The 17,054-nt window shown below is 42.9% G+C and carries 14 protein-coding genes; 7 read left to right on the top strand and 7 right to left on the bottom strand.

Annotated features, from left to right (window positions below; all coding sequences use genetic code 11):
• The first annotated feature begins 1 nt into the window (after position 1).
• The 4 genes from ganQ (at position 2) to EBQ12_RS05140 (ending at position 5,778) form a co-directional block, all read left to right on the top strand.
• A complete protein-coding gene (ganQ, locus tag EBQ12_RS05160) occupies positions 2-844 on the top strand; it encodes a galactooligosaccharide ABC transporter permease GanQ (protein WP_007497274.1) in 843 nt (280 codons plus the stop codon).
• A gap of 11 nt (positions 845-855) precedes the next feature.
• Positions 856-2,064 carry a glycoside hydrolase family 53 protein gene (locus EBQ12_RS05155; RefSeq protein ID WP_035703992.1) on the top strand — a complete coding sequence of 403 codons (1,209 nt, stop codon included), beginning with the start codon at positions 856-858 and terminating at the stop codon, positions 2,062-2,064.
• 23 nt (positions 2,065-2,087) lie between these two features.
• On the top strand, positions 2,088-4,154 hold the full coding sequence (locus EBQ12_RS05150; protein WP_125589254.1) for a beta-galactosidase: 2,067 nt from the start codon (positions 2,088-2,090) through the stop codon (positions 4,152-4,154).
• Between the two features lie 295 nt (positions 4,155-4,449).
• The gene (locus EBQ12_RS05140) at positions 4,450-5,778 is read left to right on the top strand and encodes a CitMHS family transporter (protein WP_125589252.1); all 1,329 of its coding nucleotides are present in this window, start codon (positions 4,450-4,452) and stop codon (positions 5,776-5,778) included.
• 43 nt (positions 5,779-5,821) lie between these two features.
• Here EBQ12_RS05140 and EBQ12_RS05135 read toward each other — a convergent pair whose 3' ends face one another.
• From EBQ12_RS05135 to EBQ12_RS05105, 7 genes are all read right to left on the bottom strand, one after another.
• Entirely contained in the window at positions 5,822-6,250 is a 429-nt protein-coding gene (locus EBQ12_RS05135) for a DUF4064 domain-containing protein (RefSeq protein WP_048002505.1), read from the bottom strand.
• 26 nt (positions 6,251-6,276) lie between these two features.
• Positions 6,277-7,227 carry an ABC transporter permease subunit gene (locus EBQ12_RS05130; protein ID WP_008347358.1) on the bottom strand — a complete coding sequence of 317 codons (951 nt, stop codon included), beginning with the start codon at positions 7,225-7,227 and terminating at the stop codon, positions 6,277-6,279.
• A complete protein-coding gene (locus EBQ12_RS05125; RefSeq protein WP_099496972.1) occupies positions 7,224-8,153 on the bottom strand; it encodes an ABC transporter ATP-binding protein in 930 nt (309 codons plus the stop codon). Before EBQ12_RS05125 ends, EBQ12_RS05130 begins: the two co-directional genes overlap by 4 nt.
• Positions 8,154-8,481: 328 nt before the next feature.
• The gene (locus EBQ12_RS05120) at positions 8,482-8,820 is read right to left on the bottom strand and encodes a zinc ribbon domain-containing protein YjdM (protein WP_017359922.1); all 339 of its coding nucleotides are present in this window, start codon (positions 8,818-8,820) and stop codon (positions 8,482-8,484) included.
• A 93-nt stretch (positions 8,821-8,913) separates the two neighbouring features.
• Positions 8,914-10,053 (bottom strand): glycerate kinase, encoded by a 1,140-nt coding sequence (locus EBQ12_RS05115; protein WP_125589250.1) that lies wholly within the window; start codon positions 10,051-10,053, stop codon positions 8,914-8,916.
• Positions 10,054-10,082: 29 nt separating this feature from the next.
• Positions 10,083-11,354, bottom strand: coding sequence for a GntP family permease (locus EBQ12_RS05110; protein ID WP_039962847.1), 1,272 nt, complete (start codon positions 11,352-11,354; stop codon positions 10,083-10,085).
• Between the two features lie 117 nt (positions 11,355-11,471).
• A complete protein-coding gene (locus EBQ12_RS05105) occupies positions 11,472-12,584 on the bottom strand; it encodes a CdaR family transcriptional regulator (RefSeq protein WP_017368391.1) in 1,113 nt (370 codons plus the stop codon).
• A 161-nt stretch (positions 12,585-12,745) separates the two neighbouring features.
• Between EBQ12_RS05105 and EBQ12_RS05100 the strand changes: the two genes are divergently transcribed.
• The 3 genes from EBQ12_RS05100 to EBQ12_RS05090 all read left to right on the top strand — a co-directional run bounded on the left by EBQ12_RS05100 (position 12,746) and on the right by EBQ12_RS05090 (position 17,043).
• A complete protein-coding gene (locus EBQ12_RS05100) occupies positions 12,746-13,396 on the top strand; it encodes a TetR/AcrR family transcriptional regulator (protein ID WP_008347371.1) in 651 nt (216 codons plus the stop codon).
• 69 nt (positions 13,397-13,465) lie between these two features.
• Positions 13,466-14,719 (top strand): MFS transporter, encoded by a 1,254-nt coding sequence (locus tag EBQ12_RS05095; RefSeq protein WP_008347373.1) that lies wholly within the window; start codon positions 13,466-13,468, stop codon positions 14,717-14,719.
• Complete coding sequence (locus tag EBQ12_RS05090; protein ID WP_125589249.1) at positions 14,716-17,043, top strand: FtsX-like permease family protein; 2,328 nt, start codon at positions 14,716-14,718, stop codon at positions 17,041-17,043. The genes EBQ12_RS05095 and EBQ12_RS05090 overlap by 4 nt, the downstream gene beginning before the upstream one ends.
• Positions 17,044-17,054 lie beyond the last annotated feature (11 nt).

Below are 17,054 nucleotides of genomic sequence, written 5' to 3'. Positions count from 1 at the left end.
TATGGGATCAAAACAAAATAAGCTCATTCGCCTGAGTATCACTTATTTCATCCTTTTCATCGCCTCCGTATGTATTCTATATCCACTCCTTTGGACGATCGGTGCTTCCTTTAATCCCGGGAATAGCCTGATGAGCACAAGCATGTTTCCGAAGAATCCAACGTTCAGCCACTTTACAGAACTCTTCTTCGGTCAGGGAGCACTTTATGCAAAATGGTATTGGAACTCAATGAAAATCAGTATTGCGACTATGCTCTTAACGTTGATACTTGTCAGCTTTACAGGTTATGCCTTTTCCAGGTTCCGATTCAAAGGACGCAAGAATGGACTGATGCTCTTTTTGCTGCTGCAAATGATTCCTCAATTTTCAGCGCTGATTGCCATTTTTGTATTGGCTCAAATGCTTGGACTCATTAACAGCCATCTTGCATTGATTTTGATTTATGCAGGCGGACAAATTCCGATGAATACGTATTTAATGAAAGGCTATCTTGATGCGATTCCAAAGGATCTTGATGAATCAGCCAGAATGGATGGCGCAGGGCATTTCCGGATTTTCATCCAAATTATTATGCCGCTTGCCAAGCCGATTTTAGCCGTTGTTGCCATCAACTCATTTACAGGACCGCTGGGTGATTTCATCATCTCCAGTGTCATTGTCCGTTCACCCGAAATGTATACGCTCCCAATTGGTCTATACAATCTTGTATCAGACAAAATGGGTGCCAGCTACACGACCTTTGCAGCCGGGGCTTTACTCATTGCGATTCCAGTTGCTTTATTGTTTCTTGTTTTACAAAAACAATTTGTATCCGGCCTCACACAAGGCGGGACTAAAGGATAAGGGGAGATTTGATGAAGAAATGGTTGCTTGTCACTGTTGTCGTTTTCTTTCTGATGGGGTTAGGTATTCTGCCTGAAGCAAAGGCTGATACGATTTCGGTGAAACCGATCAATGGATTGCAAGGTGATTTCATCAAAGGAGCCGATATCTCCATGCTCGCAGAAGTGGAGCGAAGCGGCGGCAAATACTACAACCAAAACTGGCAGCAGGTTGATCCGCTCAAGCTATTAAAAGAGAAAGGTGTCAACTATGTACGCATCAGACTCTGGAACCATCCATACGACAACCAAGGCCGTGCATATAACGGCGGGACAAACGATTTAAATACCGCCATTGCTCTCTCGAAACGTGCAAAAGCACAAAATATGAAAGTGCTGCTTGATTTTCACTACAGTGATTTCTGGACCGATCCCGGTAAACAGTTCAAACCGAAAGCTTGGACCAATCTCTCGCAAAGCGATTTAGAGAAAGCGGTTGGCACTTACACAAGCGATGTGCTCAAAGCGATGAGAGCACAAAATGCCCTACCAAATATGGTGCAGGTCGGGAATGAATTGAATTCAGGTATGCTTTGGCCGAACGGAAAAAGCTGGGGTGAAGGCGGCGGTGAATTTGACCGACTCGCTGCTTTGCTAAAAGCGGGAACAAATGCTGTCCGCTCTGTCGATTCAAACATCAAAGTCATGCTTCACCTTGCACATGGAGGAGACAATGGCGCATCTCGCTGGTGGTTTGATGAAATCACCAAACGAGGCGTTTCGTTCGATACGATCGGTTTATCCTACTACCCGTATTGGGACGGCGGATTTAGCGGTCTTACTAACAATATGAATGATATTAGCGCCCGCTATAACAAAGATGTCATCGTGGTAGAAACCGCCTACGGCTTTACAACAGCAAATGGTGACAACCTCGATAACTCATTTAACCAAGATTCAGTCAATACGGCCGGTTATCCAGCATCACCACAAGGGCAGGCATCTTTTATACGAGATCTATCAGAAAAAATTTCACAAGTGAAAAACAATCGCGGGAAAGGGTTCTTTTATTGGGAGCCGCTTTGGATTCCAGCAAAAGGTGCGCCATGGTCTAGTCAATACGGGCTCGCTTACATTCAAACAACCGGCACAGTCGGGAATGCTTGGGAAAATCAGGCCATGTTTGATTTCAACGGAAAAGCCCTGCCTTCTCTTGATGTATTTAAACAAATGACACCGTAATTAAACAGATAGGACGTGACAAAATGGGAAAGCGTTACCCACTCGTTCACCCAAATGTGAAAGGCTTTTTGCATGGTGGCGACTATAACCCTGATCAATGGCTTCATATGCCGGAGATCATTGACGAAGATTTTCGTTTAATGAAGCTTGCACACTGTCAAACATTCTCTATCAACATTTTCGCTTGGAGCAAGCTCGAGCCAAAAGAAGGGGAATATGATTTTGCCTGGCTGGATGATATCATGGACCGCTTGGCAGCGCAGGGAGCTCACGCCATTCTCGCCACGCCAAGCGGAGCAAGACCTGCTTGGCTCTCTCAAACATATCCAGAAGTCTTACGCGTTGAAGCAAACCGCCAGCGCAACTTACACGGACTTCGCCATAATCATTGCTTCACCTCGCCGGTTTATCGAGAAAAAACGAATACACTCAATCGTTTGCTCGCTGAACGCTACAAGGACCATCCAGCGCTGATCATGTGGCACATTTCAAATGAATACGGCGGTGAATGTCATTGTGATCTTTGCCAAGAAGCATTTAGAGACTATTTGAAAGACAAATACAACCATGACCTTGAAGCTTTGAACCAAGCATGGTGGACGGGATTTTGGAGCCACACCTTTACCGATTGGTCACAAATCGAGTCACCTGCACCGCATGGGGAGCACATGATTCACGGCATGAACCTAGACTGGAAGCGTTTTGTCACAGCGCAAACGATCAATTTTTATCAAAATGAAATTGAACCGCTACGAGAATTAACACCTCATGTACCAGTAACCACCAATTTTATGGGCGACTATCCGCATATGCGTCCATTCCTTGGACTGGATTATCATCAATTTGCAAAAGAAGTCGACGTGATCTCATGGGATAGCTATCCAGCATGGCATAGCGGCAGAGAAACCACTGCAGAATTAGCGTCAAACGTCGCCTTCGTTCACGATTTGTATCGTTCATTAAAGGGCGGTCAGCCGTTTCTTGTGATGGAAAGCACACCAAGCCTCGTGAACTGGCATGAAGTGAATAAGGTGAAGCATAAAGGAATGGCACACCTCTCTGCCATGCAGGCGATTGCCCACGGGTCCGACTCCGTCCTTTATTTCCAGTGGAGACAAGGCCGAGGCGCCTCTGAAAAATTCCATGGGGCCGTTGTGGATCATTCAGGACATGAACACACGCGTGTGTTTCAAGAAGTCGCTGATTTAGGAAAACAGCTGGAGCAGCTTCAACCGATTGCGGGTACATCCGTTCAACCAGAAGTCGCCATCATATATGATTGGGAAAACCATTGGGCAATTGATGATGCGCAAGGCTTAAATAATACCAACAAACGCTATGTAGAGGCTTGCCAAACTCACTATCGCAGTTTCTGGAAAAAGGGCATCCCTGTTGATATTGTCGGGATGGAAAAGGATTTCTCATCCTATCGAGTGCTTGTGGGACCAATGCTCTACATGATCAAACCAGGCGTGGCAGAAAAAATAGAAGCATTTGTCAAAGAGGGCGGCATTTTTGTGGCAACATACTGGAGCGGCATGGTCGATGAAAACGACCTCTGTTTCCTCGGTGGTTTCCCTGGCCCTCTCCGCCATGTACTTGGTGTTTGGGCAGAGGAAATCAACACATTGATGCCAGATGAACACGTCTTAATGACCACAGGAAATGGACGCACTTATCATGTCGGGCAATTTTGCGAATCCATTCACCCAGAATCAGCCTCTGTGTTAGGGCATTTTGAGAATGGCTGCTATGAAGGACAGCCCGCCCTTACTGTTCGTCCATTTGGCAAAGGGAAAGCATACTATATGGCTTCTGAAAATGAGCAAGCGTTTTATGATGATTTTTACGAAGATCTCATCACAGGAATAGGCATACAACCGATCCTCTCCTCTTCGATTCCAGAGGGCGTCAGCGTCCAGAAACGCACTGATGGATCGCAGGACTTTATGTTTATGATGAATTTTACAGAACAGCAACAGAACATTTCAATAGATTCAGCGGAAAGCTATGAAAATTTGCTGACTGGACAGCATACATCTCAACGGTTACAACTGAATCCTTACGAATACGTTATTTTGAAAAAATAGTGTGAAAGAAGCGTCCATCCAAAGGGCGCTTTTTACTTTTTGTTGAATCTAAATACCTATAAAATTTCTCCCGGCAGTAGATTATCAATAGAAGTATTATTTTTTATCTAAATTTTTTGACATATTGAACACCGCACCATGATTGGCCCCGCCATCCTTTTTTACCATTGTATAGGTATGAAAGCGGTTGCCTAATACTCATATTTTTGATACTCTTTTTTTCAATGCAAATGTGGGATTGCATTGGTAAAAAAAACAAACAAATGTAAACGGTTTATTGTAGGGGGAGGGGCTTATGTTAACGTTTGTTGGATTGTTGATTATTTTAACGATTGTTGTTTTGCTGATTTGGGGGAAAGCAAGCCCAATTGTCGCCATGGTCATGGTGCCTTTAATAGGGGCATTCATCGCGGGATTTGGTATCAATGACATTCAAACCTTCTTTGAAGAAGGGATTATCAAAGTATTGCCGGTGGCGACCATGTTCATCTTCGCCATTTTATTTTTTGGCATTTTACAAGATACAGGGTTCTTTGAACCTGTAATTAAAACGTTAATCAAACTGACAAGAGGGAATGTTGTCACAGTTGCGATGGGAACTGCCTTGATTGGAGTCATCGCACACTTAGACGGAGCAGGCGCTACAACCTTTTTATTAACTGTACCTGCACTGCTTCCACTTTATAAAAAATTACATATGAGTCCTTACTTACTGCTATTGTTAATCGGGACGAGTGCTGGATTAACCAATATGGTGCCTTGGGCTGGCCCCACAGGACGGGCAGCGAGTGTCCTTAATATGGACCCATCTGAACTGTGGGTACCGCTCATTCCCATTCAGCTGATTGGGGTCGTGCTCGTATTAGGAATGGCATTCATTTTAGGAAAAAGAGAAGAAAAACGAATTCGGGTGAAAATCGCGGCAAATGAAGTAGCTGCTGTTCAATTAGAAGGCGCTGATTGGGATCGTGCTATTCAATCGATCAGCGAAACAGGCGATGCGTCTTTAAAGCGTTATCACTTAATGTGGGTCAACCTCATTCTATTTTTAGCTGTTGTTGTCCTTCTCGTGCTGAACGTGATTCCTGCTAGTTATATGTTTATGATTGGTCTTTCACTAGCACTTTTGGTGAACTATCCGAATGTGAATGTACAAATGGAGCGAATTAAGGCGCATGCTCCAAGTGCACTAATGATGGCAGCTGTAATTTTCTCCGCAGGTTCTTTTTTAGGAATTCTTGAAGGAACGGGCATGCTGAAGGCGATTGCAGTGGATAGTATTCACATTTTGCCAGCTTTCTTACTGCCATTTTTACATATCATTGTGGGGATATTTGGGGTTCCGCTTGATATGCTGACAAGTACGGATGCCTATTATTATGCACTCTTGCCGATTGTCGAATCGATTACATCAGAGGTTGGTGTGTCAGGGACATCTGCGGCATACGCCATGATGATTGGAAATATCATCGGCACCTTTGTCAGCCCCCTTGCACCTGCTGTATGGCTTGCCATCGGTCTTGCAGGGGTCGATATGGGGAAACATATCCGCTACTCCTTCTTTTGGATGTGGGGGTTCAGTATCGTTTTACTCATCATCGCCAAACTGATTGGCATCATATAAAAAGAAAGACATGCGCAAACCAGCGCATGTCTTTTTCTTTGAATTATGAAGGATATTCACTCGTGTGAATGTCTGTTTTTGGTTTTCTAATGAGTGACATCAATCCAACGATTAGCAACAAGATCATCGGAACGAAAGCAAGACCAACAGTTCCAATTAAAAGAGTCACAGCCGAAACCAAGAAAAGAATACCAGAAAGCACGGCACGGCGGTCTGTTTTCAAAACAATCACACCAACAAGGGCTAAGACAGCCGCAATTGCGGAAACAACCATAAACTGAACGCCAAAGGCATGAACCGATGCCTCAAGTGTTTCAACTGGCAAGGCGCTGCCTTCCTCTTGTAAAATTTCATTCATTTCTTCATAAACTGCTGGGTCCACAGAGAGCATCAATGCCCCAAAACCAACACCAATTACGTTGAGGACAATACTGATGATCCCCATAATTTTTTCACCTTTACGCTTAATCATTAATAGAAACCTCCTAAAGAGTTAAATTAACCTGTTTTTACTTCTCGCTTTTGGAAGACGATTAAAGCAACCGCCAAGAAGATGGCCCAATAAATGACTAGGACCGTTAGTGAGAATCCTAGGGACATGCCTTCGATATAAGTAGGTGTTTCTGCGAAATACTGTACAGGATCGTTGGCAAACAATAAGTATTTCGCCCAATCAAAGAAGAACATCAAAATGCTTGTGATGGATGCTCCGACAACATAGGCTAATACACTAATCGCTATGGAAATGGCCTCACTTCTAAACACCGTTGAGATGGCAAAAGAAAGTGTCCCTAATACAACAAACATAGCACAATGCGCCAAATAATAAGAGACCATATTTGCAAACTGAGACCGTTCAATGACTTCACCATTTTGATAAGCCAAATACACATAATCATTGTTTAGTCCAAAGAATATCGCGCCTAAGATAAAGGATAAGATAAATAGGACAGCGATCAGGAAAAGTGAATATAGTTGGACGGTAAAGTATTTAGACAAAAGAACCTTCAACCTGGATGGCGGACGAATCAGTAATAATTTAATTGTACCATGCTTATATTCAGCCGAGACAATTGTGGCTGCAATAATAATCACAAATACACCGACCAGCTGAAGCAAATTAGCATTTGTTTTCACATAAGTCCATGCATTTTTACCGAATTGATCGGCTGGAGGTAAATCATGTTTGATTCGATACTCATTGATCGCTATATCGGTTTCAAGGGATCTCTTATAAAATCTTATATTATCCTCTTTCAATTCTTGCTTCTTTGCTTTATTGATTTCTTGCAACTCAGTTTTCCAATCACCGGATGCTTGATCTCCGTCATTTGTCTTAACAGCAAAAATCAACGTCGCAATCATACCTAAAACAAGAAGCCCAACCATAATCCAAGTACCCACACGATAACTGATTTTCATCCACTCGTTTTGAATGAGGCGAATCATACGTCTGCCTCCTTTTTACCTGTTAAGCTTAAGAACTTATCTTCTAAGGTTTGTTTTTCTACTTTGATTTCGTACAAATGAATAGAAGCCTCGCTCAAATGACGAATCAATTGTGGCATTTTCTCTTCTAGGATGGAGAAGAATAAGTACTGCTCCTCTTCTCTAACTGTGATGCCTTCCTCAAATGCTTCAATGAGCTTTTGAGCTTCTTCAAGCTCACTTGATGCTACTTTCATTCGATAATTGACCAAATCATCCTGCTTCGTCTCCGCACGCTGATCCTCAATCGCAATCAGCTTTCCTTTTTGGATAATGGCGAAACGATCACACATCAATTCCATTTCTGACATGAGATGACTTGAAACAATGACAGCAAGCCCTTCTTCCTTTGCCAGCCTTCTCAAGTAATCTCGTATCATACGAATTCCCTCTGGATCTAGTCCATTGGTCGGCTCATCTAAGATTAGCAGTTTCGGTTTATGTATCAATGCCTGAGCAATCCCCAAACGCTGCTTCATTCCTAATGAAAACGTACGGACACGCTTATGTTTCACATGCTGCAAACTAACTAGTTCTAGCAGTTCATCAATTCGACCTTCATCCACTTTTCCATTCATTCTGGCAAAATGAACAAGGTTTTGTCTTGCCGTTAAATGATTATACATTTCTGGGTTTTCAATAATCGCACCGACATCTTGGATGGCATGCTGATATGAGGTTTGAATACTATGACCATTAATCAGAATGTCACCGGATGTAATGGGAGAAAGACCGACCATCATGCGAATGGTTGTCGTTTTTCCTGCGCCATTCGGCCCTAAGAAGCCAAAGACTTCGCCCGCTTGGACAGAGAAACTCAAGTCTTGAACAATCTTTTTCCCGCGAATATGCCTAGATACATTTTGCAGTTCTAAAACGTTCGTCACGTTACCTCTCCTTCTTTGTCTAAGTATCATCTATCATCTATTTCCTGATAAACACCATGATCCGTCAAAAATAGAAGAACACTTCCATATGGTACAGCAATGCCCAAAAGTTGTGAAGGGGATTAGGCAAAATTTAGAGAATCATCTGCCTTTTTTAAGGTAGAGTTAAGAAAAGCGTGAATTTTTATAAGAAAAGAGGCTTGATTTTTTAAAAAAAGAATGATTTTCAATAGGTACATATGTATGAAATGATGTTTAAGATTATACCTTTCACCTATAAATATCGAAATAAAAAAGAGGCTGATGATCGACAGCCTCTTTTCATATATTATACTTTCTTCACAAACTCCGATTTTAACTTCATTGCGCCAAAGCTAGGAATTTTACAATCAATGTTATGATCGCCTTCGACTAAACGAATCCCTTTGACCTTCGTCCCTATTTTTAAAACCGAAGAAGAACCTTTGACTTTTAAATCTTTAATCACAGTGACCGTGTCACCATCACTTAATAGATTTCCATTCGCATCTTTGACAACTAGCTGCTCCTCTGCCGCTTGTTCTTGTTCTAGCGACCACTCATGCGCACATTCTGGACAAATAAGCATGCTGCCATCCTCGTATGTATAGGTTGAACTGCACGATGGACAATTCGGTAGATTAGACATTTGTGTTTCCTCCAACTTTCTTTTTCATTTAGAACCATTTTACCACATTTCTATAGAAAGGAATGTGATAGAAAAGGAAACATTTTTCATCATTTACTTATCTCTTCCAAATGTCATGACAGCCGCAATATTCCTTGCTGTTCTCTCTACATGCACACTAGCATCATGCATGGCTTCAGCCAGAGTCGTGACGCCAGGGACAATACTAAAAAGTGCATCAATGCCATGATCATGTACGACTGCACTGTCTTTTGAGAGGGACCCAGCGATGCCAATGACAGGGAGTCCATATTGTTTCGCAGCTTTGGCTACACCGATCGGCGTTTTGCCGTAAATGGTCTGCTGATCAATCCGGCCTTCCCCTGTAATGACTAGGTTAGCGTCCTTTAGTACGTCAGCAAAATGTACGGCTTTCAGTACAATATCGATTCCCTTTTGCAGATCAGCCTGTAAAAAGCCTAATAAACTCGCGCCCAGTCCTCCTGCCGCTCCTGCACCTGCTGCATCACCAAAGGAGACATGAAGATGCTGCTTAGCCACTTGTGCAAAATGAGATAAATTCTTGTCCAACAGTTGAACCATTTCTGCATCTGCTCCCTTTTGAGGACCGAACACAGCAGACGCTCCTCTTTCACCCGTTAAAGGATTATCCACATCACACGCCACTTCCAGACGGACGGATCGCAATCTTGGATCCAGTCGAGATAGATCAATAGAAGCTAATTGATTCAGTGATCCACCGCCCGGCGTGAGGTGTTGGCCTGCTTTATCGAGAAAAGAAGCACCTAAACCTTGCATCATGCCAACGCCGCCATCATTTGTTGCGCTTCCGCCAAGCCCAATGATTAAATGCTTCGCTCCTTTATCCAGCGCTGCAAGCATTAATTCTCCTGTCCCTCTAGACGTCGTGAATAAGGGGTTCCGTTTTTCTGGCGGGACAAGATGTAATCCTGATGCTGCTGCCATCTCTATGACAGCTGTCTGCCCATCTCCCAACATACCAAAAAAGGCATCTACAGGTTTGCCAAGCGGGCCTGTGACCACTTGCTGGACAATGGTTCCGCCTGTCGCATCCACTAACGATTGAACTGTGCCTTCTCCTCCATCTGCCATTGGGATTTTCATATATTCTGCATATGGCAAAATAGAGCGAAATCCTCGTTCGATGGCACATGCTGTCTCATAAGCAGATAAACTTTCTTTAAATGAATCTGGTGCGATCACAATTTTCATCCAAAAACCCCTCGTTTCTCATTAAGTCCTCAGCCGAACAGCTGGAAAATACCAAAGATAATGGTCGATACCACAGTTAATGTCAAACCAATTAACGATTCAAAGGGCATTAATTTCAACCGTTCTTTTATATCCATTTGAACACTTCCCGCCGTTGCATGGAAAAAGCTTCCGTGCGGCATATGATCGAGAACAGTTGCGCCAGCGTGAATCATAGCTGCGCCTGAAAGGGCAGATACACCAAGACCAATAAGAGTTCCGCTAAATACACCACTTGCAACTGCCGTCCCTGCAGTTGTCGAAGCTGTGGCTGCCGACATAAAAATTCCAGACGTTGGTGCAAGCAAGTAAGGAGGTAATCCCGAAGCGTCAAGCGCTTGAATAAATACCTCTTTCATGGAAGAATTCGATACAATTCCAGCTAATGTGCCTGTCCCTAGTAACATGATCGCTACACCTGACATTTTATGCAGCCCTGACATCGCATAATCATTGAGAAACTTCCCTTTTTTCATGAAAAGAGCGCCGACAATTCCTCCTATTGGTAAGGCAATCATTGGATCAATATTTATTTGAAACAACGGTCTCAAGGCTAACAAGAGAATGGTCACAAGTGGGCCGACAAGCGCTTGTAGAAAACCAGGTACTTGAACCTCGCCTTGGTCAGCTCCCTCTTCCAAAACAGGTGTCCCTTTATTCGCAAGCTTTTTGGCTAATACATACGTGACGGCTATCCCGAAAATAGCCGGTATAACACCTGCCGCCATCAGGGAAGTAAGCGGTACACCAAAGGCATCAGAGGCTGCAATGGCATTCGGATTCGGTGACATGATATTCCCCGCCTTCCCTCCTCCAATCATCGCAAGTAAAATCCCCGTTTTAGAAAGTTTTGCACGCTTGGCAATGGCAAGTGCGATTGGTGCTACTGTAATGACTGCTACATCTACAAAAACACCCACCGTTGTTAAAATCATTGTTGCAAGTGCGAGTGCTAAAAGTGCCCTCGCCTCTCCAAGCTTTTTCACGATGGCCTCCGCAATAGATAACGCAGCACCCGACTCAATTAAAACCCCTGCCAGTACACCTGCCGCCATGATTCGAAGAACAGCCGGAATCATGTCCTTTGCGCCTTCCATCATGACGTTCACGGTCTGCACAACATCTACACCGCCAACCAAGCCGCCAATAAATGCGCCTGCCAGCATGCCATAAGCAGGTGATACTTTTTTTAGAATAAGAACAATAGCGATCACAAGCGCAGTCAATGCGCCCAATGTACTCACTGTCACATCTCCACCCATACTCCATCCCTCCTGATTGTCTTTTCTTAATTGTAAGCGTTTACCCATTGGGATCGAGTTGTGAATCTAGATGAACTTCTTTTATTTATTTCTTCATCCAGTTGTGCAAATGCACAATTAAGACAGTTGATTGTCCAATTGTGCTATGTACAGCTCCATCAACTGTTTCACATGACGAGGATCTTTTCCGGTCAATGCCTGGATTTTATCTAAACGATATCGCAGTGTATTACGGTGAATAAATAGACGATCAACGATTCTTTGTAAGTCCCCACCCTCTTCAATGTAAACCTTTAACGTTTGAACGAGTTCCGTTTCTTGTATCAGCGGATGATAAAAATCACTCCACCGTTTGCCCTCTTTGGCGGCTCTCGCTTTTATAAACAAGCTTTCAAGCTGATAAGATTCAAAAACATATATGCTTTCCTCTGGATGGAGCACCTTTCCTAACCGCAGGGCTTCTCTCGCATGCTGAAAGGACAAAGGTAATTGACTCATGTCCTCAGCGACAGTTCCTACACCCACTAGCACTTGTCCATCAACTGCACCTGCCATTGTTTGCTGTAGCTGTTCGATCACATGCTTGAGTTGATGGTCACATATCGGCTGTCTTAACAGGATCAATTCATGACGGAAGGTCATGCCTAGTAAATCATCCGCATTCTTATCGTATTGAATGGCGTGCATCATTTTGTGTACAGTATCCTCGGACGATGGAATCGGCTGAAAAACAATAGCCATTCGCCGCTTGTCTAAATCCATTCCAAGCCAGTCAGCACGGTGCTTCAGCTGATGATCACCCATGTCAGACTCGGAGATGAGCTGATTCACAATTTCACTCTCTATTCGCTGCCGCCACTGGAAGCGTTCAAGCAGAAAAGATTGCTCTAAAACGAGCTCAGCTGCCATTTTCACCAGCTCAGCATGATGACGAATGTTCTCTGGCTCACCCGTAATCCCAATGACACCAACAACTTGTTCCCGAAAGCAAATAGGCAGATTGATTCCAGGTCTCACGCCTTTTAAGCGGCGGGATGTCTCCTGATCAATCTCCACACTATCTCCGCTTGACAGCACTAGACGTGCTCCATCATGTTTTTGTCCAATCCTTTTTCGTTCACCAGACCCAATAATGACACCATCTGCATTCATGACATTGATGTTTTGATGTAAAATATGCATCGTACGTTCAACCATCTCTTGCGCCAATTCACTGGTCAAAAATTGCATTCAGCATCTCTCCTGAAGGGGTTTTCATTCAATGTATCATAGTGTCATTGCACAATAAATGCAAAGCTTCAAAAAAACAGCCGTTGACAAAGATACGCCAAAAAGTGTTTAATCAAATCAAGGGATCGACCGACAGTCTAGTCAAAAGAAAGGATGGCTTTATGAGAACCGTTAAACATCCTGAGGAACGCAAAAATGACATCTTAAATGCAGCAGAGAAGCTTTTTTCAACCAAAGGCTATCAGCAAACCACAATTATTGACATCCTCAAAGCCGTTGGCATTGCAAAAGGCACATTCTATTATTACTTTACTTCCAAAGAAGAAGTGATGGATGCAATCATTGACCGGATCATAAAAGCAGATATCATCGAGGCAAAGCGTATTGCCGCTGATCCAGATATCTCAGTGGTCGATAAATTATTTCGCATCATCATGGCACAATCTCCTAAACAGGGCAGCCATAAAGAAGGCATGATCGAACAATTTCATCAGCCTGCTAATGCAGAGATGCATCAAAAAAGCTTGATCAAAGCCATTACAGAGCTATCACCCGTTTTAGCAGAAGTCATTCAGCAAGGGGTAGAAGAAGGGATATTTCAAACGGATTACCCGCAAGAAACTGTCGAATTTCTCCTCGCTTCTGCACAGGTTATCTTTGATGAGGGACTTTTCCAATGGACCACAGCGGAAAGCATACAACGGGCGCTAGCATTTATCGCAATCCTTGAAGCCTCTTTACATGCAGAAAAGGGAAGTTTCTCCTTCCTTCTCCAACGTTTAACTGGAGAACCGGAAGACAATAATCAGTGATTGGTCACTTCAATACCAATCCTGCATACATTATAGACTGACGGTTGGTCTAAAAGGAGAGTGATTTTCATGTCGTCATCAGCCAAAAATGGTTCCACCCACTTTATCTACCTCGTTCTCGGGCAAATTATTTCCGTTTTCGGGTCTTCCTTGATTCGTTTTGTTCTATCTTTACACGTCTTGGATATGACACATCGTGTTGATTTATATGCCCTGCTTTTTGCTTTATCCAATATCCCGCTCCTCCTTTCGCCATTAGCAGGAGCAATTGCTGACCGGTTTAACAGAAGAAATTTGATGATATTATTCGATGTTCTTACTGGCATTATGATTCTGGCTTTTTATTTCTGGTTATTTTCAGGTCATGATTCACTTTATATGATTGGAGCCGTCATGATTCTCCTTGGTGTCATGAGTACATTTTATGCTCCTGCTGTGATGTCGAGTATTCCTCAGCTAGTGAAAGAAGAAAAATTAGAACAAGCAAATGGCATCGTGAATGGCGTGCAGGCCCTTTCAGGTGTTGTCGCTCCTATCATTGGCGGCGTTTTATACGGACTCATTGGGAGCCAGGTCATCATAGGTGCTAGTAGCATTGTATTTTTTCTATCAGCATGCATGCTTTTACGGTTAAATATCTCTTTCTCACCTAGCCCACTCGCAGAACCGATGACCAAAGTACTCTTGAAAGATATGAAACAAGGATTTTCCTATATCGGAAGCCAGCCATTTTTAAAAAGAGCCATGCTGCTTGCAGCGCTGCTAAATTTCATCCTCACACCATTTTTTATCGTTGGAGGTCCCATTATTTTAAGGGTCACAATGAAAAGCAGTGACATCATGTATGGAATAGGAATGGGCATCATTGAATTTGCCGTCATCGCAGGCGCCCTGCTAGTTGGGCTTGTAGCGAAACATTGGCGCATTCCTACTTTGTATCGCTGGCTGCTCGTCATCGCAGTCATTTTGCTGCCTGTTGCTTTTTCAACATCCAAGGTGGCTCTTCAATTTGGGACATTTCCAGCCTATTTTCTCTTTTTAGCAGGGTGTCTCCCAATTGCCATGCTGCTCACCATGATTTCGATCGTTGTCATCTCACATGTGCAAAAGAAAACACCCAATGCTCAATTAGGAAAAGTCATGGCCAATCTGACAATGGTCTCTCAATGTGCTGCACCGCTCGGTCAAATGATGTACGGGTTCTTGTTCAACACTTTTTCCGCCAGCATGTATGTGACCGTGTTAATCGTCAGTGCCTTGATGTTTGCACTTGCCTTCCTTACAAAAAATATGCTTCGACATGAAGGAGAATCAGCCTCATGAGATTGACGTTTATCAAGAAAGACCTAACCCGCCACCGTCTCATTTCAATCGGCTTAACCCTTTGCATCATGATGACATCATTTTTAGCAACAAGCGCTGCGCAAATGACAGTCCAGTTGAATGGTTCCATTTCTGATTTACTCCAATCAGCCAAAGCACCAGACTTTGTCCAAATGCACGATGGGAGCTTAGATGAAAAAGCGGTCGATACATTTTCAAGTAAACAGTCGATGGTGAAGGCACATCAAATTGTTCCAATGATTCCGATCGAACATGTCAGCATCAAGTTCGGGCAGAAGCCTGCTCAAGCGGGTGTGATGGATCATTTATTTGTAAAGCAAAATCGCTATTTTGATTTCCTTTTAAACGAACGAAATGAAAAGCTCACTGTAAATAAAGGAGAAGTAGCAGTCCCTATTTATTTTCAACAAAAATACCATTTAAAGATTGGCGAAAGGTTACTCATTACAAAAGGCTCTCATCAATTCTCTTTTCAAATCAAAACGTTCTTACGAGATGCCCAAATGAATCCAAGTCTTGTCAGTTCAAAGAGATTTCTTCTGCATGATGCGGACTGGGCGGCACTGAATCAAGTGTTTCAAAAAAAGGAGTACTTAATTGAATTTTTATTGCATGATGCTGGTCAAGCAGATGCTTTTCAATCACTCTATCAATCATCTGAGCTGCCACAACAGGGGCCTGCTGTCACATTACCCCTGCTTCGCATGCTGAATGCCCTAACAGATGGTATGGTGATCGCCATTCTCCTTCTTGTCTGCTTTCTGCTCATTAGCATTTCTCTCCTCTCTCTTCGTCTCGCTATGACCGCCGCTATAGAAGAGGATGAACGTGAAATTGGAATCTTAAAAGTACTTGGAATCCCTTTATCAAAAATCAAACAATTATACGTTGGGAAATATGCTGTGCTTGCCTGTATAGGGTGTATAGCAGGATATTTAATGACGCTCATGTTTGGTGATTTGTTTACAGCCAATATTCAGCAATATATGGGGAATCGCCTCTCTTTTATTCATCAGGTGATCCCGCTTTTGGTGTCAATTTTGACGGCAATGATCGTCATCTCATTCAGCTATGCTGTCCTAAGGAGATTTGGACAAATATCAGCCGCTCAAGCCATTCAAGGCGGCATAAGCTCACCAAGCCATAAAAAACAAATTCCTATGCACCTCCAGAAAAACAGATTCCTCCCAGTAAATTTTTGGTTTGGTTTGAAAGATCTGTTCTCGCGAATAAAGATGTATTCAACAATTACTTGTATTATCGCGCTTTGTACATTTTTAATGTTGATGCCGATTCAGTTATGGTACACATTACAATCACCAGATTTCATCACATATCTTGGCTCTGGAAAAAGTGACCTTCGAATTGATATTCGGCAGGGAAATCATTTAGAGAAAAGTACAAATAAAATAGAGTCTATGATTAGCGAAGACCAAGACATTCAAACATCTGCCGTCTATGAAACAACTTCTCTACAAGCCAAAACAATGGAGAATACATTAGAAACGCTCTATTTAGAAACAGGTGATTTTTCAGCATTCCCTCTCACCTATTTACAAGGAAGGGAACCGTTGAAGGAGGAAGAGATTGCTTTATCGGTGTTGAGTGCTGACTCACTTCAGAAAAAGATAGGCGAAAAAGTCACTCTCGCCACAAATGGGCAGCAAGTTCAAAAAATGGTTACCGGCATTTATCAAGACGTCACCAACGGAGGGAAAACTGCTAAAGCATTATCTCAGCCTTTTCCTCAATCATCCCTTTGGAAAACCATTCAAATACAATTAAAACAAGGAATAGACATGGCAGGAAAAAAAGCAGCACTTGAAACAAATATGTCTCCTGCAAAAGTGACAGATATGAAAGAATATGTGCATCAAACAATAGGAAGCACCGCATCTCTAGTAAAAGTGATTGCATTATTTTCAACCATCGCAGCTTTTGGAACAGCCAGCCTCATGTTAATGATGTTTCTACACATGTTAAGGGCGAAAGATTTAAATCGTACTCACTTGTTAAGGACGATTGGTTTTTCTCAAAAAGATTTAACCTATCAATACTTAACAAGTTTTATCGTCGTTCTCTCTATTGGTGCCTTCATTGGAGCAATCGCTGTTCATACTATTGGTCCGGCGTTAATGAGTGCAGGCGGAGCATCATTAGGAGCATCCAGCCTTCAGTGGTTAGCCCCGAAATGGGTTTGGATCGTGTATCCTCTCCTGCTGTTTATGGTGAATTTAACTGTCATCTCGTGGTTATTGAAGTCCTTTTTTTCTAGTAAAATCAGCCGTCATACACTTTCATAAGGAGATGTTTC

Origin of the sequence: Bacillus sp. 2B09 (assembly GCF_003946835.1) — a bacterium.
In the GTDB taxonomy this organism is placed as follows: domain Bacteria; phylum Bacillota; class Bacilli; order Bacillales; family Bacillaceae; genus Bacillus; species Bacillus altitudinis.
The sequence above is the reverse complement of the archived record's forward strand: the minus strand, read 5'-3'. Positions and strand labels throughout refer to the sequence as shown.